We start from the raw sequence: 24,349 nt of genomic DNA, 5'->3' as shown, positions 1-24,349 counted from the left end.
AGTCCCCAGTACCCAGCCCCCAGTCCCCGTTTACGCCACCGGATAGCCAGCGGCAGCTAACGCTTCCTTAATTGCTGTTTCTGATGCTTGAGTTTCAACATTGACAAGCTTGGTTGTTGGATCGGCCTGAACGCTAGCATTGGCATCGACTGCCTGAAGTGTTTTGGTGATAGTGCTTGCACAAGCAGAACAAGCCATGTTGGGAACTGTGAGTTGGAGAGTCATAGATTTACGGGATAATATGAACAACTTAGCCAGATTGGGCTGGATGATTGAGACGTATCTCTCACACATTAGAAATAACTGGAAAGAGAGTCGCCTTGAATTTATCCTAGACTCTCTAGCCGGCTGGAGAGTCTAGAGATTTTTAAAAGTTTTTCGCCAAACTTCAAATTTCTTTACAACTTTGGTTGATTGAGTAACCGTTGCCCATCAAAAATACAACGTACTACAAAACACTTGTCATTTGATGAAACTGTGTGTTATTAAGGCTATATAACCACATTAGTCAGAATTAACTTGTTGTTTTGCCCACAGTTCTGGAAAAATGACCTTCTGCACTAATTGAGACGCGGCTGCTGAACCCCAAGTCTCCTCCTCTCTTCACAACAAAGGGTCTTATTTAAGACCTTATTTGGAGTTTTCATGCAGCCAAAAAATCTTAAACGTCTCCTGCGTGCTTTAGAGCGGCAAGGTTTAGATGTAACTTATAACAATCGCACTTATTCAGTTCGTTTAGTTAATTCTCCTGATGCCCCTGTAGCAGAAGTGTTGCTGCCAGAAAACTTCCCCGTAGAAGCTAAGGCATTGAAGCAGTTAGCAAATTTAGCAAGCGTCCGTCACCCGTCAGGTGGATGCGTTTGTCGTGCCTGTGCTACGCCTGACTTTCACCCAGGTGATGCGGGTGTTGCCATTGGTTCAGTCGTAGAAACGGTGGGTCAAGTCATTCCTCGTGCTGTCGGTTCTGACATCAATTGTGGGATGCGCCTGCATGTTGTTGATTTGACAATCGACGAATTCCTGGCAAAGCGCGACCAATTCGTAGAACGGATGAAGGGGGATTACTTCTTCGGTACGCGTGATGTGACAATGACTGCTCGTACAATGCGATCGCTATTTCAGTACGGTGTTCCTGGTTGGCTGGATGCCATGCTAGACGAGCCTACGGGGAGTGTAATCAAATCTGATTTGTCACAACTTGCCCAAGAGAGCGATCGCATTTTCTTATGTGGTTCAATGGATGGTGACTGGAAACTAGCGCCTGAAGAATTGGTTCCCGATGCTGGACTAGTACGCGATGGCGGACTGGCAACCATTGGCGGCGGCAATCATTTTGTCGAAGTGCAACGGGTTGATAAAGTTGAAAATCGCCCACTTGCCCACGCCTGGGGAGTGCGCGAGGGACAGCTAGCTTTTATGATTCACTCTGGTTCTCGAAACGTGGGTAAGTATATTGGGGGAATGTGGCGAGATAAAGCTAAGGCGACTTGGCAAAAAGGTCTAAAGTACCCTGATTCTCAGATTTTTCCTCTCTCTACTTCTTCTCATCCTGAACTAGTTGCCAGTTACCTGCAAGCTGAGGCAACTGCTGCTAACTATGGCTTTATCAATCGCCTGCTGTTAGCGGAATTGCTACGTCTGCGTTTGCGGGAAGTATACAAAGATGTCGAAGCACCTTTAGTTTATGACTTGCCCCATAACATCACTTTGGCAGAAGGTGAAGGATGGGTAACACGCAAGGGCGCTTGTCCTGCCCATCTAGGGCAACCAGTGATTATCCCTGGTTCAATGGGTGCTTATTCTTATCTGATGGTGGGTAAAGGGAATCCAGCATTTTGTAATTCGGCATCACATGGGGCGGGAAGAATTCGTTCTCGGTTCGACCTCAGTCGCAAAGGTGCATCTCAAAGTCAGGCAGAACTGGGATTAACCGGAGTAGACTGCATCACCTTGCGTGAAGAACGCCGAATTGAGGAAGCACCTGCTGCTTACAAACCGATTCAGTCTGTGATTGATGTGCAAGTTGAGGTAGAAATGGTAGACGTTGTGGCGCGATTGAGTCCGGTGTTGACGTTTAAGGGGTAGCTGCCAAATAAAAAGCCCCTGGTGTTGACCAGGGGTATCCATCTTTATTCGACTCTCCAGTCGGCTGGAAAGTCTAGAGATTTTTAAAAGTTTTTCGCTAAACTTCAAATTTCGTTACAAATTTGGTTTGACTGAGTAACGTTACTCATCAAAAATACAACTGAAAAATCTCACTGGAGTTGTTTGAATTTATTATTTGCTGATAGCAATGACTCTTGAGCTTTTAAATAAACAGTTGTACCTTTTTCTACCTTTTCTAATTGGTTAATAATACTGTGTAACTGACTAATTACACGATTGCGATCCAAATTTTTGGGGTCAGTGGGAATTGAAGCTATTAAGCTTTCTATTTCTCGTTGTGCCATCAAGAAAGCCTGTACAGAATCTGCCTCAGCTTGTCGTCTTACTTTGACTTGACCCAAATTAGTCTCATAAGTTGCTAATAACTTTTGTGCTTGGGCATAGCCGACCAAATCTTCAGAAGAAATCTGTTTTAACCGATTAATGGCTTCTGACCATAAATTTTCTATTTGTTCCCATTCGCTGACTGTGTGCGGTGGATTTTGACCAGCTTTTGCAGCTTGCCAAGAAAATTGCTGCGCTGCGGTAATTAAAGTACTGACGCGTTCATTTCCTGCTGCTAATCCCACAACTTCTTTAAAATCACGCTTGTAGGCATCTAGTTGATTTTGAGCAGTTTTTCCGGCTAAGGTTTGTCCGGGAATCTCTTCTAACTTATCCAATGCTGAACGCCAAGCTGCGATCGCCGACTTTTTATCGGTTACTGTTGTAGCAATTTGATACTGCTGTTTTGCATTCAATAATGCTTGACTATTATCAGTGAGCAAGGTTTGAGCGTTTTTTTCTTGAAAAACCTTGGCTTCTAGTTGTCCTACTTGACGACGCGCTGCATTCAGACTGTAAACGCTGAACCGCCAGTCGTACCACCAATATTTGTATTCCGGCCAATCGTTAACTAACCCAACTGGCAAGTTATCCAAATGTGTTTTTGTCTGTTGCAGTTGTTGTTCACCCAACACTAAATCTGCTGCACTAGTGGGTTTTTCAATCAAGTATTCAGCTTGCTCAAGTGATACCAACGCCTGCCGATAGTGGTGTTCCATGCCCATGTAACTGGGTAGCAACAAAAAAGGCGCATTTTGCACCACACTCCGACGAATTATTGGGTAAGGCTGATTTGCCAGCCAAACCACACCTGCGGGAATACCGATAAGTATTGCTATCCATATCAATTTAGTACCTATACTTTTGTTGGGTTTGCTAGGTCTTTTTTGATGGGATATACTGCTAACCTGCCCCTGTGCTGCTATTTCCTGTTCTAATTCAGCCAGAGTTTTTGGTTGTGATGGTTTTGCTGGTTGCTTCAGCTTTGTAGGTTGTTGGCTGATTACAGATGGATTTATTCTAGAAACATTTTGAAAGTTATTACGGGAAAATTTTTTAGTAATTTTGTGTAAAAAGGTCATAAATAGATTCAGTGCTTAGTTTAGTATTCCCCAACTAAGCTCGAAATAAAAACAATACGTGGCTTTTTACAAAAGCTCCAAGGGTGCGATCGCTATTTTTTAGTACAAAAATACTATGAAATGGGGTACTCACAGGTCATATTGATGTGCAAGTTGAGGCAGAAATGGTAGACGTTGTGGCGCGATTGAGTCCAGTGTTGACGTTTAAGGCGTAGCTGCTAAATAAAAAGCCCCTGGTAAATACCAGGGGTATCCATCTTTATTCCCTCATATAGAATCGCATCTGTGAAGCTATAGTAAATCCGTATTGATGCAATAATTGCATATTAATGATGATTATTTTGCAATTGATGAGCTAGATCGGAATTTACTCAGTGGCATGGATGAGAGCTATATCTACGACGGTCACTGAGCGCAGCCGAAGTGCGGGTTGCGCCTACGCTTTTTGCAATCTCGATTCAAAACATGGGATTGTGTTCATTATCCCAACACTTGCGATCGCTCCAATTTCTGCCAGTATGTTCGCATTCAGATGCATTATCTATCCAAGGAATTGATGTAGAGTGGTACGAGTTTCCAATGGAAGCGAATAAGCTAGCACTGAATAAGGGTAATAATAAAGATAAAATTATTAATGTACCAATTGGTAGAGTGATTAAATATGTAGTCAGCAGTAAAATGTTGCTATGAGTTAAAATAAATGTACCTATTTTCTTGTTTTTTTGACGAGTTTTTAAGCTGGTTTTTGAATTCGAGAAATGCATAATACAACCCTATTAATACCAGTTTATATAACAATTAAATTTGATTTTTAAAAGCCAAGCTAACTCAGAGCAAACGCGATCGGGTTTTGCTCTCAGTATATTTAGCAAAAATCAAATATGAGTCTTATATAAGTATAGATTTTTACGTAAAAATATTATTCAGGCTATACACTCTGATGTCAAAGGTACAAGTGACGACTTCTTATAACCTTTAATTTTTCAGGGATAAAAAAGGTTTTTAATGAAAAAATATTGAAGTTGTGGCGATCGCTCTTACGTAAATTCTTGCAAATTTCACTTACATTCAGTTTAAACGATACAGCAGCAATGCTGGTATATCACTGGATATCTATATACAGCAGTTTTCAAGTTGGTGAAGTACATAAGCTAAGTCTATTACCCAGACAGAAAGAGTGTTTTACTTCTGAATTCTGATGTATCTGCATCTGATACCAAAATTTGATGTAATCCTGGCAGAATACAAGTAGCACTATTTCTTTTTTATGCCTAGAGACGATAAATTTGAAACTTCACAAAAGAGTGCATCTGCGATCGTTTGGTTATGAAGATTTTTTAACTGAACTAAAAACGCGAATTTCTAGCGCTCAGTTACGAGCCACAGTTGCAGTCAATAAAGAATTACTATTACTCACTCTTGGAATGATTCTATGCAAAAGTAAAAATAAGGTAATTTGCCAACAATCGAGCAGTTACAAGCTGAATTGGAAACGATTACTAAAATTGAATTAGGACTCGGTTTAAATGCAAAATTTGAGGGGAAAATAATTTATCCACTTGGAGAAACAGTAGACGAGCAAAACGAAATCAAGCAAGACTAACTTGACCAAAGAAAATGTGGTCAGCGCGAGACGCAAAGAAACGGAGAGAGTATTTAATAACTTCTCCGCATCTGTGCGTCTTCAACAAACAACTACCACCAAACTCGATTTCCATTTTCGTCAACTCGTGCTTCCCGAATTACGTCGGAAATTTCTTCAGCATCTTTAACGTGATGGAGTGCCTTCTTTTCACCATCGGGTTCATCGACAACGAAGTAAGTAGGTACTGTAATTTTGTCGCCTGTAATATCTGGTACATCATCAATAGCTGCCTGTTTAGCCTTCTCTTCAACTGATTGAGGCTTATCAGAAATTCTATCTCCTGGATTCGCGGTTAAGTTTCTTTCGTTCACATCTGGCTTTTCACGAGAATCCCGATCTTCGCTTACTGGTTGGTTAATTTGATTTTCTTGATTTTTATCACTCATGGCGCTTTCAGTTCTTAAAATATGGAACTCGACTAACAACAGCTTAAAAAATCAAGGGTATAAAGAGTTCTTTCTCTGGAGAGAGTTTGAGAATATATTTTGAAGAGATTTTCTGAGGAACATATCTTAGGTTATAGCCTAGCTCTGAGGTTTATAAATAACCTCCTACTCCAGAAATAAATAATAATTAAAAATTACAGTTCAGGAGTAGCTCTTAAAAAACCAATTTTATGAAAATGAACCCATAGCAAACACAAATTTACATTAATCCAAATGCGAGCGCTAATTTTTCTTAATATTCATTAGCTGGTTAACACTAAAGTACCTAAATTAGAAAGTAGCGATCGCGTCGTTCGCTTTCATCGCTACGATCGAGCGAGAAACTAGGAGTTGATCTGAGAAATGCCTAAGCCGCTATACTCACGATTTACAATTATGGATTGAGCAAACCATTAAACAGTTACAAAATCATGAATTTGAGGCCTTGGATATTGAGCATTTGATTGAGGAACTAGTTGATTTGGGTAAGGCAGAGAAAAATGCCCAGATTTTAGATGAAGATTTTTACGGACTGTAGACAATTGCTCGTTGTCATATTGCTTTACATCTAGATAGACAGCTTGACCGAAAAGTTCTACAATCTGACTGATTGTGGTAAATTTACCTATTGCCCAATCCATATAAGCATAGTAAAGATTTTCTAGTGATTCCGTTTGATTGCGGAAGCACTAAATTAATATAGGAAAGTCTTTGAGTAAAGGGCAGCAGACAAATGGATGTAAAGCTGATTTTAGCTGGATTAACAGTTATATTTACACTTTCGTGCTTATTTTTTGGCACTAAGAATGGATTCTATGATTCAGATAATTATCATGGTAATGGCTCCGCACATTGAGATAAATCTGTAGACGCTCGATCGGCTTACCGGAGGGTGAGTTGGCTAAGAGCGCTCAAAACTTGTAAAGGGAAAACAAACGGCAAACTCCTTGAGCTACTAGTTTGATGGCTTCTGGTTAGCCCACCTTTCCGAATCAGTGCGGGTTCGGTGCAGGCGTCCTCCCCAATCAAAAATCCGTATTCTCAGGGTGTAGGGGCGCACGATAAAACTTACCCCTAAGTCACAAAACCAAAATTTGTGTAACTTTTGGCTTTTGGGATATGTCCATGATGATGAGGTTTGAGGGGAGGAGAGCATGAGGGATAATCTATCGGCATCCTCTCGCGTAGATGGTGCGGAACTAGGTAGTGAATTAGAATGTTTCCCCTATAGTGTCCAGCATGACAATGAGGGCGTGTGTTTGTTGGTGAAAATGGGCCCACACCGCATTCTATTGGACTGTGGTTTTGAGGATATTTCATCGCTGGCTAAGGGTCTGACTAAATCGGGACGTGGAACTAGTTCGCCTCTACCAGCAGATTTAGTTTTGATTAGTCATGCCCACCCAGATCATGCTAAAGGCTTACTGGCGCTGCATACAGCTTTTCCCAAGTTACCGATTTATGGTAGTGAGGTAACTAGCAAGTTACTACCGCTGAATTGGGTAGATGAAGACCCTGAGAAAATTTCCCAATTTTGTCATGCCTTGCCATTGCGATCGCCTGTGGAATTCCAAGATGGTTTGGTGGCAGAATTATTTCCTGCAGGACATTTACCAGGAGCAGTAGCAATTCTCCTTACCTATACCACCCAGCAACGTACTTACAAACTACTGTATACAGGGGACTTTTTCTTATCGAACTCCCGACTAGTAGAAGGTTTGCGTTTAGAGGAACTGCGGGGTTTAGATTTGGATGTGCTAATTATTGAAGGTAGTTATGGCACATCCCGTCATCCTCACCGCCGCAACCAAGAAAATCAACTAGCCGAGCGAATTAATCGAGCGATCGCTGACCATTGTTCTGTAATCCTTCCTACCCCGGCTTTAGGATTAGGTCAAGAATTATTAATGCTCTTGCGATCGCATCACCACTTCACCGGACGAGATTTAGATATTTGGGTAGATGGTGCTGTCGCCACTGGATGCGATGCATATCTTGAACTGCTACCCCATCTCCCCCCATCGGTGCAGAACTTCGCCCGCCATCAACCCTTATTTTGGGATGAACGGGTACGTCCCCGCGTGCGTCGTCTCCAACCAGAACATCGTCCCAGTGTAGGCAAATCACCTTGTATTGTCCTCACCGACTCGACATCTGATTTAGGCAAACACTGCCAATTAGACACCGGGCCTTGGCTGATTCTCCTGCCAGAAAAAATTGATATAAAAGTTAACAAAGAATATTTAGCGCCCAGTACTGTCGAAACTTATCTTTTAGCTCAACATAGCGATGGCCCTGGTACTACACAGCTAATTCATAATTTGCGACCCCAGCACGTCGTTTTTGTCCACGGTTCTCCTGCCTACTTGGCAGACCTGACTAGCTTAGAGGAGTTGCAAAACCGCTATCACGTACATTCCCCGGCGGCTGATACTTTAGTAGAACTACCCATCGGCGACACATTTTTACAACCAGCAGCACCAGAAACTAACTACGAAGGCGAACTGACAGAATTAGGAACAGTAATCACAATCACCCTACCGAATGTGATTACTGCCGATCCGCGTTGGCGGCAATTTGCTGATACTGGTTTAATCGAAGCTCGTTGGCAAGGAGAAGAATTAGTATTAAGGGGATTGTCTCAACGAGAACTGCTCAACCAGAACAGCGATCGCTATACCTGGGCAGATGTAGACTGTTGTGGTACTTGCCGACATCAAAGGGGGCAGCGGTGTTGGAATCCAGCTTCCCCGTTGTATAACTTTAAAGTAACTCTCGAAGGTTACTGTCCTGCTTTTGAAGGCTTGAATGATAGCCAATAGTCATTAGATGTTTTGTCCTTTGTCGTTTGTCCTTTGTCATTTTTGACCAATGACCAATGACTAATGACTAATGACTAATGACTAATGACTAATGACTAATTATTCTGGATTCGAGTCAGTGTAACGGTTGTGGATGCGCTCTGCTTCGGGACAATCTTCAGTCATCAGAGGTTCTACATTACCGCGCGGTACTGAAGCCAATTTTTGCGTTACAGCACCAATGCTCTCGAGGCGAACCATTTCTTCCCAAGAACAAACTTCGTCCTCTTCTTCTGTTTCATAGCGTAGGGTCACTAAATCTCCCTCTATGTCTATGATGCGGGCGCGTTCAATCCAGCGTTGCTGGTCCCGCAAGAAAACACATACCTCGCGCCCATCGCAACACAGTTGATAAATCTTGCGGTGTAGCATGTACTGTTTCTGCCTTTTTAAACAACGTAGTTAAACCTGTCAAAATCTGGGTTCTACCCCATTACATTACACCTTTAAGAGGTTTATTTCACCGTTTAGAACAAATGCGCTTCATAACCCAATCCCAAGATTTGCTTCTATTCAAAATATCAGGATCGTGTTGGGTCATAAATCAATGGTTGCTCCAACAATGAACTCAATCTCCCTCCAGCTTATTCTAGGGAATGTCTGCTTCTATAAAAGTCAAACAATTCGGTACCTGTCCTAACCAGGTTCATATTTGCTGCTGAGTCATTCTTATCATTATGTAATAAAGAATACTCCAAAACAATCGTTGATTGCGGTTGTTTAATTTGCCTACTTTTAATCATTGGCATTACTGGGAAGTCCGGGGACTTAGCTTTACTTTTACCCACTTGTATCTGATCTTAACTCATTCTCTTGCTGACCTTGATGCTTTTCAACAACAACACCCAAATAGTTTTGAGTTTTTCAGTCAAAAACCTGAAAAAAGGCAAGAGCGTCAGGGAAGAGTAGAGGAAAACACCATGAGAAAATCCTACTCCAGAAGTCTTAGGAGGATTTATGTGGTAAAGGAAATTCTATAAGCACGTTCGACGAGGATGCTTCTCGTTTAATTTTTCCGGCGCGAACTGCATCATATAGGGCTGCGAGTTCTGACAAATCCTCTGACTGATAGCATTTAGTGGCTAGCACCTGCTGGAGTAAACCCTCAGATTCAACACTAAGATATCCAGTTTGGAAAGCAGATGCGATAATTGTGCGAATCATCTTGATTAGGGCAGAATGAGCAAATTATTAGGTCTAGTGTGGAACATTTTCTTTTCTTGCTAATTGATATGAGACATTAATACTGTGTGATTAGTATTACGCTAAATCAGTGATTTATATCACAATATGAGTTTTGGATACTCTAATATTACACAGATAAAAAGGCAGAAAAATTTTCAGCATCAATGTTGAAAAGCTGATACTTAACAAAATTAAAATACAATAATTTTTTCGACAACCATCTACAAAATCCAATCAAACATCAGCAATCAAGCAAAAAACTGGCAGAAATCTTCATCTTTTTGACTTAATTGTACCCAGTCTAAGTTTAAAGACTGAAATTTTTGCACTAAGCGATCGCAAGCCGGACGTTCGGTAGCGTAATGTCCGGCATCGATTAAAATGAGATTGCGATCGCGGCTTTCTTGAAACTGATGGAATTTACAGTCAGAAGTTAGATAAGCTTGGGCACCTGTTTTGGCGACGGCTGAAATGTAACTAGCCCCCGAACCACCCAAAACCGCAACTCGTGAAATCGTTTCCTGTAAATCAGCACTTGGGGAAAAAATTAAATTTGGGGGAGAAAGTCGGGTTTGAATGGTTGCGAGTAATTCCTGTAATGTCAGAAATGGTTCTAGCAAACCAACACGACCATATCCTAATCCTGCTTGTGTAAGCTCTATGGGAGTAACTTCTTTTAATTCTAAAATCTGAGCTAAAACGTCAGCAGTCCCATCTTGCACTTGGTCAAAATTTGTGTGAGCAGTGTAAATACCGATATTATGCTTAAATGCTAACCGTACCATTTCAGCGATCGCTTCACCAGTACGTAAAGATTTGAGAGGATTAAAAATCAAGGGGTGATGGGCAAATATCAGATTAGCATTTAGAGCGATCGCTTCCTCCATTACCGCCAAAGTCGGTGTCAAGCACACCAAAACCCGTGTTTCTTGCTGCAAAACTCCTGGTTCAATTTGCCAGCCACAATTATCCCAGCTTTCACACCAAGCGGGATTAGCCCATGCTTCAAACCAATTAATTAAATCAGCAATTTTCATAATTATTTTCTTCAGCAATTTTTAATTTTTAATTGCTAATCAGTGTCTTTGTGGTTGAATATCTAATTTTAATGCTAATTGCTGGCGCATCTCCTGGAAAGGTCTATTCCATATAGGGTTAGCATTCCAATTCCATGCCGCTACTGGAATAAGTTGTTCCTCAGCAAGACAAGTTAGCAAACGGTATTCATCTTCTGGTTCACGAGAAAAAGTGAATGGGTTGCGGTAGCCCGTATCACATAGTTTATAAGATATTACCTGACCATGATTAATACGTTGTAAAAGTTCTTTACCTTTAGCAAGCAAATAATCAAAAAAAACCAGACTAAAAGGTTCTACATGTGCGCGATTGTGTGGCTCTTTTTGCACCCATCTTGCCCAATCAAAGCCATACATAAAATCATGAACATAACGGAAGCGCATTTCCGTTTTGTTGCCGAACATTTCTGTCAGACAAACCATCTTTTCACCAAAAGCTTTTAAGAAAGGAATAGCGCCCTCATCTGCATTTAAAGCCTGCCTAAGCATACTGCTTACCAGAAAATCGAAATCCCAAAAGATGTTTTCTGGAAAGTTTTGCAATTGAGTGCGGACTATGCTTTCGAGAGTTTCTTGAATAGTTGTGATAATTTGAATGTCTGTATTTTGTTTTGTAATCGAATTTCCTAACTCTGCAAAGCTGGTAATTAATGTTTTTTTGGGACTCAGTGACAATAATTTAACAGACTGCTGGGCAAGCATTTCATCAATAACCTGAAAAGTATTAGTTGGTGTTAGTTCTTGCTTCATAGTAATAATAATAGCCCAGCATCTGACACTAAATATTAGTCTATCTCGGCATCAGCGGATTTTTTAATAATCACAAATAAACTTAACTTTTTGATTTACAAATATACACGCACGAATTATTTAAGGCATATCTGGTCAATTTTGCATCAATAATTGTCATGAGAAATTTATCAAGGCGATATTTTTTTAATGCATATCACCGTGATTTTAGGAGATTATATCCAAAATGTAGACAGTATAACCAGAGTATTTAAACTCTACAAAACCACACCTTCAATCCAACTTGAGAATCGGCTATCCAGAAATGTGAACAACCAATTCTCTGGAATGACTGCGCTGGCGGTGTTCCCAAATATAAATTCCCTGCCAAGTTCCTAGTACTAAGTGACCGCGATTAATGGGGATATGTTCAGAAGTGTGGGTGAGTGCAGTACGAATATGTGCTGGCATATCATCGGGCCCTTCTGCATCATGGATGTATTTGCCTGATTCTGGCACGAGTTTTGCCATAAAATTAGCTAGATCCACAAGAACATCAGGATCGGCATTTTCTTGGATAACCAAACTAGCTGAAGTGTGGCGCAAAAATAAAGTACAAAGACCAGTTTCTACTCCCGATTCTGCAACTATAGCTGCAATTTTTGCGGTGATGTTTTGAAAAGATTTGCCAGTAGTAGAAATTCGGAGTAACTTTTGGTAGTGAGTCATGTGGAATACTGAAATTAAGGTATTATAAGCATATTAAACAAACTGTTCTTGCGATCGCCACACGACTCAACTATTATTAAAATTGACATCCGCTCCAAATATCCTGCCAATTAAAAATATTTACTAACAACAAATAATCTGTTAATTGACAATTTTAGTTGCGTCTACTTCTAATCTCACTACTGGTGGAACATATATAAAACCCATGCGATCTGAAGGATAAATTTCCAAGTATGTTTTGGCTATCTCTTCAACAAAGTTTTGTTGTAAAGCTTCTGGTATCCTGGCGGTAAAGGGAAACAAGATTGTTCGGATAAACCCATTCAATCTTTCCTTTCCTTCAAAAACTCCCTTTGTTGTTAAAATTCAAATTTTTTGCATCTGCAATTTGGAAACTAAGGTTAGGAAAATAACTTGGAGAAAAGTTTTTTTGAGCAAAATCAATCATTTCTGAAGAATTGTCAATACCTATAACTGAACCATTAGGTATATAACTGGCAATATCAGCAGTGACTTTTCCATCTCCACACCCAATGTCCAAGATACTTTCATTTCCTTTTAAATTAAGTTTCACTATTGCCTCTTTTGCCCATTTTTGTTGGTCGGAAGAATTTTTGCAATAATCCTCTGGATTCCATTTGTCCATAACGATAGTTCTCCTTGTGAGTGATAAGCAGTAAGCGATCGCCCGCGCCTTCATCCTGCTCAAAATGAGGTATGAAAAGCAAATTAACAGTTAAATTTATAATAAGTCGATTGAGGTAATTTCGGCGGTCACAACAGTTAAGATATATTAGTAATTTATCAATCTTTTATATTGTGATAAATATTATCTGCTATCTTTATTATGGCAATAATTGATAATAGCTTGAGCTATAGTTTCATTACCATCTTTAGCAATTGGTTGAGATTGCCTTGGAGATTGGGGTAACTCATAAAGAAAATCCCAAGTCCCTTGAAAAAACTCAGATGGGGTGATGATTTGATGCTGATTATTATTAGTTATGCCTTCTACTATAAAAGTTGCTTCGGCAAAGTCTTCACGCGGTATAGTGACAATTGGTACTCCTAGTATCGTGGCTTCCGAAAAAGTACTGTAACCAGGTTTAGAAACGACTCGCCCACAAATAGGCATAAAATCTACAGGGCGGTATTTGTGGTCATTAATTTTCACTAAATTAGGTAAATCAGGGGCAGATCGATCGAATACGATAAATTGCCAATCTGGAAATCGCTGTAAGTTATCATAAGGAATTTGCTGTAAACCTAACCCGCCAAAGGTTAACAAAATTGTTTTTTCGACTGGTGCAGTTATTCCCCAAAGAGAACGTAAATCATCAGCAGAGTGACGGGGGAAACCGCCTGTTAAGCCGACATCTGTGATATTATTAAAAGCTGGCATTGGTTCGTGGAAAGGAAGACGAAACAGGCGATCGCACTTTGAATACCAATCACTAATCCAATCTGCAACTGCGGTAAATTCGCCTCCCCAATCTCGGTAGATAAAGTCCCAACCGAAGTTACTCATCATCCAGCAAGGAATATTTGCAGCTTTGGCAAACCCAGGAGCGAGGAAGGGAATATCTGCCAAAATAAGATTAACGCGATTTTGGCGGATAAAATTCACTTCTGAGGCAATCAGCGAATTTTGATGCTTCTGAATATCCAGTAACTTTTCTAAAGTCGCTACTTTATCCATTGTCAAACTATCTGTTTGCACCACACCCAAATCAAATGCACGAGGACGATAGATAAAATCGCCTTCTATATAGCACTCTAACAGCCAGCGTGGGGCAGTACTTACCACAATTAGCAGAACTTCTGGACATAACTTTTGAATTGTTGCAGCTACAGAAGCCGTGCGGGTAGCATGACCAAAGCCGTGGTTAGTTATCGCTAAGTATAAGATTGGGCGTTCCATTTTTAAGTTAGGAGTTAGGAGTTAGGAGTTAAAATCATAATTTATACACGCTAACTTACAACTGATAACTTTTAATTAATTTTGCAAAAATTTTGAATCGCCTCAATCAATTGGTCGATTTCCGATTCTAAAGTAAAGTAATGGACGCTAGCACGTATACAGCTAGGATCGGCAATTGTCCGAGTTAATATTTTTTGTGAGTCCAAAAATTGCACCAACTTCAAATGAGCTTGAGGCTGATTATTTGCAAGTTGAAAAGAGACTATACCACTTTCAGGTGGAGAAGTTCGCAAACATTTAATATTGGGTAACGCCGTCAATTGTCGCCAGAGGTACTCGCTGTTATGACAAATTTGCTCATAACGTTCCTGTGACGTTCCCCATTCCTGATGAATTGCGATCGCTTCCTTCAAACCAAGATACAACGGATAAGCTAATGTAGATACTTCGTATCGTCGCCCATCTGGAAGCCAATCCACAGGTTGAGATTGACTATCTACAACAACACCATTCAAGCCAATAAATGTAGGTTTTAGGCTTTCTCGTGCTTCTGGCCGGACATACAAGCCGCCAGCACCCGCAGGGCCACATAACCATTTATGACCAGTGAAAGCATAAAAATCTACTCCCAATTCAGTCAAGTTTAAAGGCAATAAACCAGCAGACTGAGCAGCATCTATTAATAGTGTAGAATGATTATTTCTGCATACTTCGGCAATTTTGTCTAGAGGTAAAACTTGACCGGTATTCCAGAAAACATGACTCAATATTACTAGGCGGGTATTGGGGCGCAAGTGCTGGGCAATGATGGTTACAGGGTCGCCCTCATTTAAAGTCGCTTTTAAGGGACAAGTGGTAACTTCTACAGAGAATCTCCGCGAGATTTCTCGTGCTGTAGCAATTACGCCTGGATGTTCGCAGTCTGAGAGCAGTAGATGGTCGCCAGCACGCCATTCAATGCCCCACATGGCGATATTACAGCCAACAGTGACATTTTGGGTGAGAGTAATTGTTTGGCTTGGTGCATTTAATTCCAAAGCGATCGCAACTCTAGCGGCTTGAGTTTGAGGTGCTATCCAGCTAAACGCCTCATTGCCAAAGGGGCCTATTTGCTGAACATAAGCTTGAGTTTGGGCGATCGCATCCATTGCCCTTTGGGGCATGGGCCCTTGTCCTCCATAGTTAAAATAAGCCTTATTCCCTAAAGCGGGAAATTGCTCTCGATGACGATGCAGCTTGATTGGTGATGCAGAAATACTAGTCATAATTTACAAGGGATATCTGCTGTTTGCAGGCTATTGATATTCAAAAGTATTTTGACCGTTTCTCATGCCGACGTTACGGTATCCGCCCGACTGGCAATGCTGGATACAAGACTTCATGGATTACATCTTCGATCGTATTTCCGGCGATCGCACCCAGTCTATTATCAATAGTGAGTAATAATGACTCTCACGATATCCCTATTGATGCCTAGAATTGCCTCCAGTCTACCATCTACAGTCAAAGGATAGAACTATTAACAGATAAGAATGAATGCCCTGATGACAAAGATGGCTAGAATGCTTGTACTGTAAGGAGTCATTTTAACTCAGAGTATTACTTGGAGTAATTAGGAAGTAAGATAAATCTGAGCATATATTGAGCATTGAAAATGAGTATAAATCTATACTTTTAATGTGTAACTATGCACTTAATTAATTAATTTGAGCATTAATTGAGTATTTTTTGTAAAAATAAGGCTGAAGCTTTTGAAAAATAAAACTTTAAAGGTCATCATTGTGCGCCACGGTCAAAGCGGTTATAACACCGAGCGGCGCATCCAAGGACGCACTGATGCGTCAACATTAACCGAAAAAGGTCGTAAGGATGCAAGTCTAGTAGGCAAAGCCCTCAGCAATATCTTATTTAATACGATTTACAGCAGTCCCTTACAACGAGCGAAACACACAGCAGATATTATCCATAGTGAGTTAGCTACTCATGCTCAAAAATCTGCTGTAGTTCAAGTTTCTGATTTGCTACTAGAAATCGATCTACCTTTATGGGAAGGATTGCTGACTGCCCAAGTCAAGCAAAAATTTGCTGAAGACTACCGCACTTGGCATCAACACCCCGACGAACTGCGAATGTTCCTTAATGATGCAGAAGGAACAAGAGAACATTTTCCCGTTCTTGCTTTATACGAACAAGCACGGCAGTTTTGGCAAGAAATTTTGTCCCAACATCAAGGCGAAACCATTCTCATCGTGGGACATAACGGAATCAATCGCGCTTTGATTAGCACAGCGTTAGGAATCCCTCCTAGTCGCTACCACTCAATACAGCAATCTAACTGTGGGATCACCGTATTAAATTTTGCTGGCGGATTGGGCGAACCAGTCCAGCTAGAATCTTTAAATCAGACGCAACACACCGGAGAAACTCTACCTTCATTGCGACCGGATCATCAAGGAGTACGATTGTTACTAGTGCGTCACGGTGAAACCGACTGGAATCGCCAAACTAGGTTTCAAGGACAAATTGATGTCCCGCTCAACGACAACGGTAGACAACAGTCACAAAAAGCCAGCGAATTTCTCAAAGAAGTAGCAATTGATAATGCTTACAGTAGCACAATGCTGCGCCCTAAAGAAACAGCAGAGATTATCTTAAAACAACATCCAAATGTAAAATTAGAATTGCAAGATGGTTTAAGAGAAATCAGTCATGGTCTCTGGGAAGGAAAATTAGAAACAGAGATAGAGCAAGAGTTTCCAGGAGAATTGCAGCGATGGCGGCTGATACCAACGCAAGTGCAAATGCCTGAAGGGGAAAATTTACAACAAGTGTGGGAGCGCAGCGTTGTAGCTTGGCAATCAATTCTACAAGCAGCATCAAAGAATCAATTCAAAACTGTATTAGTAGTAGCTCATGACGCTACTAACAAAACATTGCTTTGTCACATTCTGGGTTTATCGCTGGAAAAATTCTGGAGTTTTCGTCAGGGTAATGGTGCAGTCAGTGTTATCGACTACCCTGCTGGAATCGATGGTTTACCAGTACTGCAAGCAATGAATATCACTTATCACTTTGGTGGAGGTGTACTAGATAAAACAGCAGCGGGAGCGTTGTGAGTCCTGTTAGCGGAAAGCTAAGGTTTAGCCCGTGCTGAGTTCTGAGTAAGAAGGAGTTAGAAAAAGTGAGGAGTGAGGAGTGAGGAATAAAGTTAGAAGCAATGACTGAAAAACAAATAACTTATCAGTAGCTAGACGTAAATAAATTAAAGTTTGTAGTAAGGACTTTAGTCCTATAATCCTTTCTTTGAGCGATGAATCGCTCACTACGAACTAGGATTTTACTTTATCCCTCTTCTGTCAGTCTCCGAAAACTTTTGCCATTTCTGAATTCTAAAGCTTTTGTATAGCAAGCGATCGCTAGATTATTTCCTAATAACAAATACAAGACCAATTTTTTCTAATAGTATAGCTTGTATTGGTTGCCTCATGAGGCTTCTAGCGATCGCCCTCGCGGAAAGTGACAGAAGAGGGTTATGTTTAATTATGCCTACCTACTTAACTCCTAACTCATAACTAAAACTTTTATGACTGAACTGCTGCAAAAAGTACGAGTAATTGATCCTGTTTCTGAAATCGACGAACTCTTTGATGTACTGATTGCTGATGGTTATATCCGAAAAGTGGCTTCGGACATTTCTGACATCAGTGCCGATACTCAAATCAGAGATTGTCAGGGATTAGTTCTCGGCCCTGGGTTAGTCGATTTGTACAGCCACTCTGGTGAACCTGGTTTTGAAGAACGGGAAACCCTCTTGTCTTTCTTACAAGCTGCTGCTGCTGGCGGCTTTACTAGAGTTAGCATTTTACCCGATACATCCCCAGTTATTGATAACCCTGCGCTTGTGGCACAGTTGCAGAAGAGGAGAGGGGGGACAAGGGGACAAGGGGGCAATTTTTCTCCCTTGTCTCCCCCCTCTTCCTTGTCTTCTCCTCTCCCCCTGCTTCATATCTGGGGTGCTATCACCGTAGATATTGCTGGGAAACAGATGACGGAATTGGCAGATTTAGCGTCTGTTGGAGTTGTGGGTTTTACTGATGGTAAACCTTTAGAAAATTTAGCGCTGGTGCGAAGAGTGTTAGAGTATCTCCAGCCGTTGGGTAAACCAGTAGCATTTTGGCCTAGCGATCGCCAGTTAACAGCCAATGGTGTAATCAGAGAAGGGACAAATGCTCTGCGTTTTGGTTTACCCCCAATACCCACCAGCGCTGAAACAACTGCGATCGCAGCTATGCTTGAATTGGTTGCAACCATCGGCACACCAGTTCATATCATGCGTGTTTCCACAGCTCGCAGCGTGGAATTAATTGCTTCAGCTAAAGCGGCTGGTTTACCCATCACCGCCAGCACCACCTGGATGCACCTTTTACTTGATACAAAAGCAGTTAAGAGTTATCACAGCAGCTTGCATTTAGATCCGCCTTTAGGTAATCCCAGTGATATGGCGGCGTTACGTACAGGGGTACGTGCGGGTGTAATCGATGCGATCGCTATCGATCACACACCCTACAGCTACGAAGAAAAAGTCCAAGCCTTTGCCGAAGCGCCTCCAGGAGCAATTGGTTTAGAATTAGCACTACCTCTTTTATGGCAATATCTCGTTGAAACTGAGGAATTTACAGCTTTAGAATTATGGCGGGCATTGAGTACCAATCCAGCAGAGTGTTTGGGAGAAAAAGTAAGTGCGATCGTACCTCATCAACCAGCGGAACTTACTTTATTTGATCCCCAGCAAACTTGGAAAGTCGAACGCAAAAGTCTTTATACACTGTCACAAAATACACCTTGGTTAGGACAACAGTTGAAGGGTCATGTTGTGCAAACCTGGTGTTAAAAAAACGCACTTAAAACCACTCAACAGAACGCAAACAAGCCGAAGCACAATTGTGGCAAACAAATGAGCAGCTTGCTAACGCCAATATGGAACTTGCCCGTGTCACTCGCCTCAAAGATGAATTTCTTGCAAACATAGAGCCATCAACTGCGAACACCTCTCAATGCGATTTTGAGTATGTCAGAGGGCTTACAAGAAAGTGTATTCGGCTCCATTAATGAAAGACAAGTAAGAGCGATCGCCACTATTGAGCGTAGTGGCAGACATTTACTATAACTAATCAATGACATTCTAGAATTGGTATATCAAGTTACTGCATTTAAAAATTACAGTATGCCCTTTCTGCTAACGTGACATCTAGCATGAATGGATTGTCATTACCTTTTTGAACAATTTCTAAATGGGGAAGTCCTTTAAGTAATTATGTTTGCACACCAAATTCTTCTGGATCTACATCCCAATTTACCCAGCAAATCGCTTCACGCGCTGAGTTTATATTTGGTGGAACTCGCAAGGCGTGAATAAACCCTGTGCTAGGGCAAGTCATTTTTAATAAATAAATCGGCTCGATATCCACATTTTTATCAATTCTTAATAGTGTATATTCTTGCCAGTTGTCTAATTCAATAGCTTGTAGTTCTTGGCAAATTCTGGCGTAACCAATACCCTGAATTAATACTCGCCGTAGTTCGGCATTTTCTTCTGTTAAAAGCCAAGTAGCTTGCCATTGCTGCGGGGGGATTTTACCGTATTTTTCAGGCAAGGTTACGCCATGATAGGAGTACAAGCTATATCCATCGGTAAATTCAATGGCAGGTTCACCTTCAGCGTGAAGGCGGTTTTGATTATCGAAGCGTAGGTGAAGGGGGCGATCGCATACTATACAAGTATATTTACCTGCGAAAATCCAGCCGCACTCTTTGACTACTGACTCAAAGGAATTCCATTTAACTCGATCGTACACACAATTCAAAACCGAAATACAAAAATCTTTGAAACTTGCACCGCAAGCTAATATTTCATATTCAATGCAGTCATCCTTGGCATTTTCTACTTCAAGTTGTAGTTGACTTTCCAGTTCTCTATCTAATTCGCTCCACAATTCCCAGCAATGGTTACAATTATTTATACTAATCTCTAGTTTCGTTTTTAATTCAAACCACAGTAGAGTATCAAGTTCGCGATCAATTTGTTTATATAATTCATCTTCTAGGTCGTTACATACGTTTGCAGGCGGTAGTTCATAAATACATAATTCCCCCCACAGATCCCAACCATCCCAATCGCTACCACGTTCTTGTGATAATTTGCTTAAAGTAGTTATCAAAGCAGCATTCGGGCTATCATAAAAAACTATCTCAGGTTCTTCCATACCAATCAAAACATAAGTAGCTTTGACCGCTTCCGCCGCTTTTTTACGATCAATTCGCTCAGTTGAAAGTGCGATCGCTCTCCACTTTTCTCGATAAACTGGAATTAAAGCCTCTTGCTCAGGTGTTAACTTTTCAATCAGCGACATAACGCCAACCTTCAGGCTCGTATTCTCTTTGTATTCTTACTATCCAGTCACCTTGGGGAATTGAAATAGCTTTATGCTCCTCATGAGCTAGCAATGCTGATTCAGAAAACACACGTAAATAGAGTGTGCTATCTTTCTCGTATAATTCTGCCTTGCCTTCAATAATTTGATGTTTATGACCCGTAACTTCGCCTTCTGCCAAAGTTAGATGAAGTATTTTTTGTCCTTCAACCTGCTGCACAGGCAGTAAGATAACATCACCTTGACGAATTGGTTGCATGATTTTGCTTTCCTGACATAAGTATAAATGCTATTTCGCTTTTGCTCTCAAGTTTGATTTAATTTTGGCACAAGCTCTATTAAAGTCGGGCATTGGGCATTGGGAATGGGGAAAGGGTAAGGGGTAAGGGGAAAAAGGGAAAGATTAAATTTATTCCTTTTCCCTTTAACCTTTAACCTTTTTCCCTGCTCCTCTGCTTTCTCATCTCCCATTCTCTATGCCCTATGCCCCATGCCCCATGCCCAATTAAAAGATATTTTGAAAACTGTAGTCGCCAATTATGCGTTAGATAAGTTAAAGATTGAAGTAGCTGGCTGGAAATTCAGACCCAGCGTACCCTCATTTATCCTCTGGGATAGACTGGGCAATAAGTTCAGCGAATTTTCTCCCAAGCAGGCAGTTTATGTGAGGATTAAATCACCGCCCTAAGCGTGACCTTTTATCTTGACAATTTGTAAAAGTTACCTCAATTTGACTGTTTAGCTTAGTAGCTCTTGTTTTTATTGAAATTTCCATGTCAACTCTCGTCATCGTCGAATCTCCAACCAAAGCTCGTACCATTCGCAACTATCTGCCATCAGGCTATCGGGTGGAGGCGTCTATGGGTCATGTGCGTGACCTACCCCAGTCGGCTAGTGAAATTCCCGCTGCCGTCAAAGGGGAATCATGGGCACAGCTAGGGGTAAATGTGGACGCCGACTTTGAACCGGTATATGTTGTCCCGAAAGACAAAAAGAAAATTGTTACCCAGCTCAAAGATGCCCTCAAGGATGTAGATGAACTGATTCTGGCAACGGACGAAGACCGGGAAGGTGAAAGCATTAGTTGGCATTTATACCAACTACTGAAGCCGAAAGTTCCGACTAAGCGGATGGTGTTTCACGAAATTACCCAAGAGGCAATTAAAAAAGCTCTGAAAGACTGCCGCAATATTGATGAGCAGTTGGTTCGCGCTCAAGAAACGCGGCGGATTTTAGATCGGCTGGTGGGCTATACCCTATCTCCCTTGCTATGGAAAAAAATCGCCTGGGGATTATCTGCTGGGCGAGTGCAATCTGTAGCCGTGCGACTTTTAGTCACTAAGGAACGCCAACGCCGCGCTTTCCGTGAGGGTACGTACTGGGATTTGAAAGCTAGTTTGTCAAAGGAAAAAACCCCCTTTGCTGCCCAGTTGGTAACACTGGGAGGAACCAAAATTGCTAACGGCAGCGATTTTGATGCCGCAACCGGACAAATTACCGCAGGTCGTAATGTCTTGTTGCTCAACGAAGAACAAGCGGTAGCCCTCAAGGAACGCCTAACTGGAAAAACCTGGAATGTTAACGACATTGAAGAACGCCCAGTGACGCGCAAACCGTCGCCACCGTTCACCACTTCAACGCTGCAACAAGAATCTAACCGAAAACTGCGTCTCTCAGCCCGTGACACGATGCGGGTTGCCCAGAATTTGTACGAGCAAGGGTATATTACCTATATGCGGACAGATTCGGTGCATTTGTCAGACCAGGCGATCGCAGCTGCTCGGAGTTGTGTAGAAAAGCTTTACGGTCAACAATACCTCAGTCCCCAACCCCGGCAATACACCACCAAATCCAAAGGCGCACAAGAAGCGCACGAAGCAATTCGTCCAGCAGGTAGCACCTTCCGCACCCCCCAAGAAACTGGTTTGGGCGGTCGAGAACTTGCCGTTTACGATTTGATTTGGAAGCGGACTGTTGCTTGTCAAATGGCTGATTCCCGGCAAACTCAAATTACCGTGCAATTGCAAGTCGAGGATGCTGGATTCCGTTCTTCTGGCAAACGGATTGAATTTCCCGGATACTTACGTGCTTACGTCGAAGGTTCAGACGACCCAGAAGCAGCACTGGAAGACCAGGAAGTAATTTTACCAAATCTGAAAGTGGGCGATCGCCCCGATTGTACAGAGCTAGAAGCAGTTGGGCACGAAACCCAACCGCCAGCAAGATACACCGAAGCAACTTTAGTGAAAACCTTAGAAAGCGAAGGTATTGGTCGTCCCAGTACTTACGCCAGCATCATTGGCACCATCATCGACAAAGGTTATGCCCATTTAGTGAGTAACGCTCTTATTCCTACCTTCACCGCTTTTGCCGTCACCGACTTGCTGGAAAAACATTTCCCGGACGTTGTCGATCCCAGTTTTACCTCGAAGATGGAGCAAACCCTGGATGACATTGCCACAGGTGAAGCGAAATGGCTACCCTACTTGCAGCAATTCTATCTGGGAGACAAAGGACTGGAAACACTGGTAAAAGAGCAGGAAAGTCAGATTGATGCCACCAAAGCTAGGACTGTAGAACTAGAAAATTTAGATGCCAAAGTCCGCATTGGTAAATATGGCCCTTACATTGAAGTCGAAAACGGTGAGGGGGTGATCACTGCCTCAATTCCCAAAGACTTGACACCAGCCGACCTCGACCCCAAACAGGTAGAAGTATTGCTGCGGCAAAAAATCACAGGCCCTGACCAGGTAGGCCGCCATCCCGAAACTGGCGAACCGATTTATGTGAAAATTGGTGCTTACGGCCCTTATGTGCAATTGGGTGACAAAACCGACGAAAACCCCAAACCGAAACAAGCCTCCCTACCTAAAGGTGTTACCCCAGAAACCGTTACCCTGGAAATGGCTGTTGGTCTATTGGCACTACCCCGGACATTAGGAGTTCATCCAGTTACTGGCGGCAAAATTCAAGCAAGTTTGGGACGCTTTGGCCCTTATGTGGTTCATGACCAGGGTAAGGAGGGGAAAGACTACCGCTCCCTAAAAGCTGCTGATAATGTATTGACAATTAACCTAGAACGTGCATTAGAACTGTTATCCGAACCCAAAAAGGGGCGCAGTTCCACCAACAGCAAGTCAAAGGCAGCCTTACGCGAATTGGGTACGCATCCAGAAGATGGAGAAACAATTAACATCTACGATGGCCCCTATGGCCCTTACATCAAGCATGGCAAAACTAATGTCAGTATCCCAGAAGGTCAAACGGTAGAAGATGTAACCCTGACGGCGGCGCTGAACTTGTTGGCAGCTAAGACATCGACCGGAAAATCGACTCGCAAAACGAGTAAATCAACGACTTCCAAATCTAAGTCAACTGCGAAATCATCAACAACCGCTGCAAAGAAAAAAAGTACAGAAGGCTAGTGCTAAGTCAAACAATTTTGGATTTTAGATTTACGCTAGCGTAGCGTTAGCGACAAAGGCGTGTCTTTGAGATTTATTTCGCCCATAACGGGCAAAGCATGAATCTCAAAATTCTCTTAATCCAAAATCTAAAATCTAAAATTCATACTCAATAGTCTATCTAAAGTCCGATTTTTAACTCTTGACCCTTGATATCCATCCTTGATAGGATACAGTTCATTAGGTTCAGGTGTGATACTCTAAAAAGTAAGGGAAAACACAACGCTAAATTTTAGAAGTGGCTTATGTCCTAAATGCGGGCCCAAATGCGGGATTGTGTATCAGCCTGATTGGAAGCCAGAGGTGCGAAA

At 41.8% G+C, this 24,349-nt stretch carries 24 protein-coding genes; 10 read left to right on the top strand and 14 right to left on the bottom strand.

Features of this window, described 5'->3' with window-relative positions; translation table 11 throughout:
- Positions 1 to 30: 30 nt before the first annotated feature.
- Positions 31 to 225, bottom strand: a complete 195-nt coding sequence (locus RMY32_RS25480; RefSeq protein ID WP_322672151.1) for a heavy-metal-associated domain-containing protein — start codon at positions 223 to 225, stop codon at positions 31 to 33.
- Positions 226 to 645: 420 nt separating this feature from the next.
- On the opposite strand from RMY32_RS25480, the gene RMY32_RS25475 reads away from it, so the two are divergent.
- Positions 646 to 2,085 (top strand): RtcB family protein, encoded by a 1,440-nt coding sequence (locus RMY32_RS25475; RefSeq protein ID WP_322710989.1) that lies wholly within the window; start codon positions 646 to 648, stop codon positions 2,083 to 2,085.
- Between the two features lie 170 nt (positions 2,086 to 2,255).
- On the opposite strand, the gene RMY32_RS25470 is transcribed toward RMY32_RS25475, so the two are convergent.
- Positions 2,256 to 3,572 carry a hypothetical protein gene (locus tag RMY32_RS25470; RefSeq protein WP_322710988.1) on the bottom strand — a complete coding sequence of 439 codons (1,317 nt, stop codon included), beginning with the start codon at positions 3,570 to 3,572 and terminating at the stop codon, positions 2,256 to 2,258.
- A 465-nt stretch (positions 3,573 to 4,037) separates the two neighbouring features.
- Between RMY32_RS25470 and RMY32_RS25465 the strand changes: the two genes are divergently transcribed.
- Positions 4,038 to 4,262 carry a hypothetical protein gene (locus tag RMY32_RS25465; RefSeq protein ID WP_322710987.1) on the top strand — a complete coding sequence of 75 codons (225 nt, stop codon included), beginning with the start codon at positions 4,038 to 4,040 and terminating at the stop codon, positions 4,260 to 4,262.
- Between the two features lie 766 nt (positions 4,263 to 5,028).
- On the top strand, positions 5,029 to 5,175 hold the full coding sequence (locus RMY32_RS25460; RefSeq protein ID WP_322710986.1) for a hypothetical protein: 147 nt from the start codon (positions 5,029 to 5,031) through the stop codon (positions 5,173 to 5,175).
- 92 nt (positions 5,176 to 5,267) lie between these two features.
- Here the strand turns inward: RMY32_RS25460 and RMY32_RS25455 are convergent, their stop codons facing one another.
- Positions 5,268 to 5,603, bottom strand: a complete 336-nt coding sequence (locus RMY32_RS25455; protein WP_322693734.1) for a hypothetical protein — start codon at positions 5,601 to 5,603, stop codon at positions 5,268 to 5,270.
- A 439-nt stretch (positions 5,604 to 6,042) separates the two neighbouring features.
- Here RMY32_RS25455 and RMY32_RS25450 point away from each other — a divergent pair, with 439 nt between their 5' ends.
- A complete protein-coding gene (locus RMY32_RS25450) occupies positions 6,043 to 6,180 on the top strand; it encodes a DUF29 family protein (RefSeq protein ID WP_322711004.1) in 138 nt (45 codons plus the stop codon).
- A 616-nt stretch (positions 6,181 to 6,796) separates the two neighbouring features.
- Positions 6,797 to 8,464 (top strand): MBL fold metallo-hydrolase, encoded by a 1,668-nt coding sequence (locus RMY32_RS25445; RefSeq protein WP_322710985.1) that lies wholly within the window; start codon positions 6,797 to 6,799, stop codon positions 8,462 to 8,464.
- Between the two features lie 99 nt (positions 8,465 to 8,563).
- On the opposite strand, the gene RMY32_RS25440 is transcribed toward RMY32_RS25445, so the two are convergent.
- The 9 genes from RMY32_RS25440 to RMY32_RS25400 form a co-directional block, all read right to left on the bottom strand.
- On the bottom strand, positions 8,564 to 8,875 hold the full coding sequence (locus RMY32_RS25440; protein WP_012408115.1) for a DUF6679 family protein: 312 nt from the start codon (positions 8,873 to 8,875) through the stop codon (positions 8,564 to 8,566).
- Between the two features lie 573 nt (positions 8,876 to 9,448).
- Positions 9,449 to 9,667: a hypothetical protein gene (locus RMY32_RS25435; RefSeq protein ID WP_322693731.1), complete on the bottom strand. Its 219-nt coding sequence runs from the start codon at positions 9,665 to 9,667 to the stop codon at positions 9,449 to 9,451.
- A 269-nt stretch (positions 9,668 to 9,936) separates the two neighbouring features.
- Positions 9,937 to 10,725 carry a Nif3-like dinuclear metal center hexameric protein gene (locus RMY32_RS25430; RefSeq protein WP_322710984.1) on the bottom strand — a complete coding sequence of 263 codons (789 nt, stop codon included), beginning with the start codon at positions 10,723 to 10,725 and terminating at the stop codon, positions 9,937 to 9,939.
- Positions 10,726 to 10,764: 39 nt separating this feature from the next.
- Positions 10,765 to 11,514 carry a hypothetical protein gene (locus RMY32_RS25425; protein ID WP_322710983.1) on the bottom strand — a complete coding sequence of 250 codons (750 nt, stop codon included), beginning with the start codon at positions 11,512 to 11,514 and terminating at the stop codon, positions 10,765 to 10,767.
- 294 nt (positions 11,515 to 11,808) lie between these two features.
- Positions 11,809 to 12,222 (bottom strand): secondary thiamine-phosphate synthase enzyme YjbQ, encoded by a 414-nt coding sequence (locus RMY32_RS25420; protein WP_322693728.1) that lies wholly within the window; start codon positions 12,220 to 12,222, stop codon positions 11,809 to 11,811.
- A gap of 141 nt (positions 12,223 to 12,363) precedes the next feature.
- Positions 12,364 to 12,549, bottom strand: coding sequence for a hypothetical protein (locus RMY32_RS25415; protein WP_322710982.1), 186 nt, complete (start codon positions 12,547 to 12,549; stop codon positions 12,364 to 12,366).
- A gap of 13 nt (positions 12,550 to 12,562) precedes the next feature.
- On the bottom strand, positions 12,563 to 12,868 hold the full coding sequence (locus RMY32_RS25410) for a class I SAM-dependent methyltransferase (RefSeq protein WP_322710981.1): 306 nt from the start codon (positions 12,866 to 12,868) through the stop codon (positions 12,563 to 12,565).
- Between the two features lie 183 nt (positions 12,869 to 13,051).
- Positions 13,052 to 14,143 (bottom strand): glycosyl transferase, encoded by a 1,092-nt coding sequence (locus RMY32_RS25405; RefSeq protein ID WP_322710980.1) that lies wholly within the window; start codon positions 14,141 to 14,143, stop codon positions 13,052 to 13,054.
- A gap of 71 nt (positions 14,144 to 14,214) precedes the next feature.
- Positions 14,215 to 15,408 (bottom strand): aminotransferase class V-fold PLP-dependent enzyme, encoded by a 1,194-nt coding sequence (locus RMY32_RS25400; protein WP_322710979.1) that lies wholly within the window; start codon positions 15,406 to 15,408, stop codon positions 14,215 to 14,217.
- Positions 15,409 to 15,431: 23 nt separating this feature from the next.
- Here RMY32_RS25400 and RMY32_RS25395 point away from each other — a divergent pair, with 23 nt between their 5' ends.
- The 4 genes from RMY32_RS25395 to RMY32_RS25380 all read left to right on the top strand — a co-directional run bounded on the left by RMY32_RS25395 (position 15,432) and on the right by RMY32_RS25380 (position 19,310).
- The gene (locus RMY32_RS25395; protein WP_322710978.1) at positions 15,432 to 15,620 is read left to right on the top strand and encodes a hypothetical protein; all 189 of its coding nucleotides are present in this window, start codon (positions 15,432 to 15,434) and stop codon (positions 15,618 to 15,620) included.
- Positions 15,621 to 15,894: 274 nt separating this feature from the next.
- Positions 15,895 to 17,259 (top strand): histidine phosphatase family protein, encoded by a 1,365-nt coding sequence (locus RMY32_RS25390; protein ID WP_322710977.1) that lies wholly within the window; start codon positions 15,895 to 15,897, stop codon positions 17,257 to 17,259.
- Between the two features lie 467 nt (positions 17,260 to 17,726).
- Entirely contained in the window at positions 17,727 to 19,034 is a 1,308-nt protein-coding gene (locus tag RMY32_RS25385) for a dihydroorotase (RefSeq protein WP_322710976.1), read from the top strand.
- A 177-nt stretch (positions 19,035 to 19,211) separates the two neighbouring features.
- Positions 19,212 to 19,310 (top strand): hypothetical protein, encoded by a 99-nt coding sequence (locus tag RMY32_RS25380; protein ID WP_322710975.1) that lies wholly within the window; start codon positions 19,212 to 19,214, stop codon positions 19,308 to 19,310.
- A 145-nt stretch (positions 19,311 to 19,455) separates the two neighbouring features.
- On the opposite strand, the gene RMY32_RS25375 is transcribed toward RMY32_RS25380, so the two are convergent.
- Together RMY32_RS25375 and RMY32_RS25370 are read right to left on the bottom strand one after the other, a co-directional pair.
- Complete coding sequence (locus tag RMY32_RS25375) at positions 19,456 to 20,553, bottom strand: DUF6745 domain-containing protein (RefSeq protein WP_322710974.1); 1,098 nt, start codon at positions 20,551 to 20,553, stop codon at positions 19,456 to 19,458.
- Positions 20,540 to 20,833, bottom strand: coding sequence for a hypothetical protein (locus RMY32_RS25370; RefSeq protein ID WP_322710973.1), 294 nt, complete (start codon positions 20,831 to 20,833; stop codon positions 20,540 to 20,542). The genes RMY32_RS25375 and RMY32_RS25370 overlap by 14 nt, the downstream gene beginning before the upstream one ends.
- 514 nt (positions 20,834 to 21,347) lie before the next feature.
- Between RMY32_RS25370 and topA the strand changes: the two genes are divergently transcribed.
- Positions 21,348 to 23,999 carry a type I DNA topoisomerase gene (topA, locus tag RMY32_RS25365; protein ID WP_322710972.1) on the top strand — a complete coding sequence of 884 codons (2,652 nt, stop codon included), beginning with the start codon at positions 21,348 to 21,350 and terminating at the stop codon, positions 23,997 to 23,999.
- Positions 24,000 to 24,349: the final 350 nt, after the last annotated feature.

Source organism: Nostoc sp. ChiSLP03a (genome assembly GCF_034531215.2).
Lineage (GTDB): Bacteria > Cyanobacteriota > Cyanobacteriia > Cyanobacteriales > Nostocaceae > Nostoc.
Note: the sequence above shows the minus strand (reverse complement) of the source record. Positions and strands in the feature narration are given on the sequence as shown.

Coding starts and splice junctions, on each gene's coding strand:
- RMY32_RS25385 (WP_322710976.1), top strand. CDS start 17,727: ATGACTGAACTGCTGCAAAAAGTACGAGTAATTGATCCTGTTTCTGAA.
- RMY32_RS25480 (WP_322672151.1), bottom strand. CDS start 225: ATGACTCTCCAACTCACAGTTCCCAACATGGCTTGTTCTGCTTGTGCA.
- RMY32_RS25435 (WP_322693731.1), bottom strand. CDS start 9,667: ATGATTCGCACAATTATCGCATCTGCTTTCCAAACTGGATATCTTAGT.
- RMY32_RS25470 (WP_322710988.1), bottom strand. CDS start 3,572: ATGACCTTTTTACACAAAATTACTAAAAAATTTTCCCGTAATAACTTT.
- RMY32_RS25375 (WP_322710974.1), bottom strand. CDS start 20,553: ATGTCGCTGATTGAAAAGTTAACACCTGAGCAAGAGGCTTTAATTCCA.
- RMY32_RS25430 (WP_322710984.1), bottom strand. CDS start 10,725: ATGAAAATTGCTGATTTAATTAATTGGTTTGAAGCATGGGCTAATCCC.
- RMY32_RS25440 (WP_012408115.1), bottom strand. CDS start 8,875: ATGCTACACCGCAAGATTTATCAACTGTGTTGCGATGGGCGCGAGGTA.
- RMY32_RS25420 (WP_322693728.1), bottom strand. CDS start 12,222: ATGACTCACTACCAAAAGTTACTCCGAATTTCTACTACTGGCAAATCT.
- RMY32_RS25410 (WP_322710981.1), bottom strand. CDS start 12,868: ATGGACAAATGGAATCCAGAGGATTATTGCAAAAATTCTTCCGACCAA.
- RMY32_RS25425 (WP_322710983.1), bottom strand. CDS start 11,514: ATGAAGCAAGAACTAACACCAACTAATACTTTTCAGGTTATTGATGAA.
- RMY32_RS25445 (WP_322710985.1), top strand. CDS start 6,797: ATGAGGGATAATCTATCGGCATCCTCTCGCGTAGATGGTGCGGAACTA.
- RMY32_RS25455 (WP_322693734.1), bottom strand. CDS start 5,603: ATGAGTGATAAAAATCAAGAAAATCAAATTAACCAACCAGTAAGCGAA.
- RMY32_RS25465 (WP_322710987.1), top strand. CDS start 4,038: ATGGGATTGTGTTCATTATCCCAACACTTGCGATCGCTCCAATTTCTG.
- RMY32_RS25370 (WP_322710973.1), bottom strand. CDS start 20,833: ATGCAACCAATTCGTCAAGGTGATGTTATCTTACTGCCTGTGCAGCAG.
- RMY32_RS25400 (WP_322710979.1), bottom strand. CDS start 15,408: ATGACTAGTATTTCTGCATCACCAATCAAGCTGCATCGTCATCGAGAG.
- RMY32_RS25405 (WP_322710980.1), bottom strand. CDS start 14,143: ATGGAACGCCCAATCTTATACTTAGCGATAACTAACCACGGCTTTGGT.
- topA (WP_322710972.1), top strand. CDS start 21,348: ATGTCAACTCTCGTCATCGTCGAATCTCCAACCAAAGCTCGTACCATT.
- RMY32_RS25380 (WP_322710975.1), top strand. CDS start 19,212: ATGTCAGAGGGCTTACAAGAAAGTGTATTCGGCTCCATTAATGAAAGA.
- RMY32_RS25475 (WP_322710989.1), top strand. CDS start 646: ATGCAGCCAAAAAATCTTAAACGTCTCCTGCGTGCTTTAGAGCGGCAA.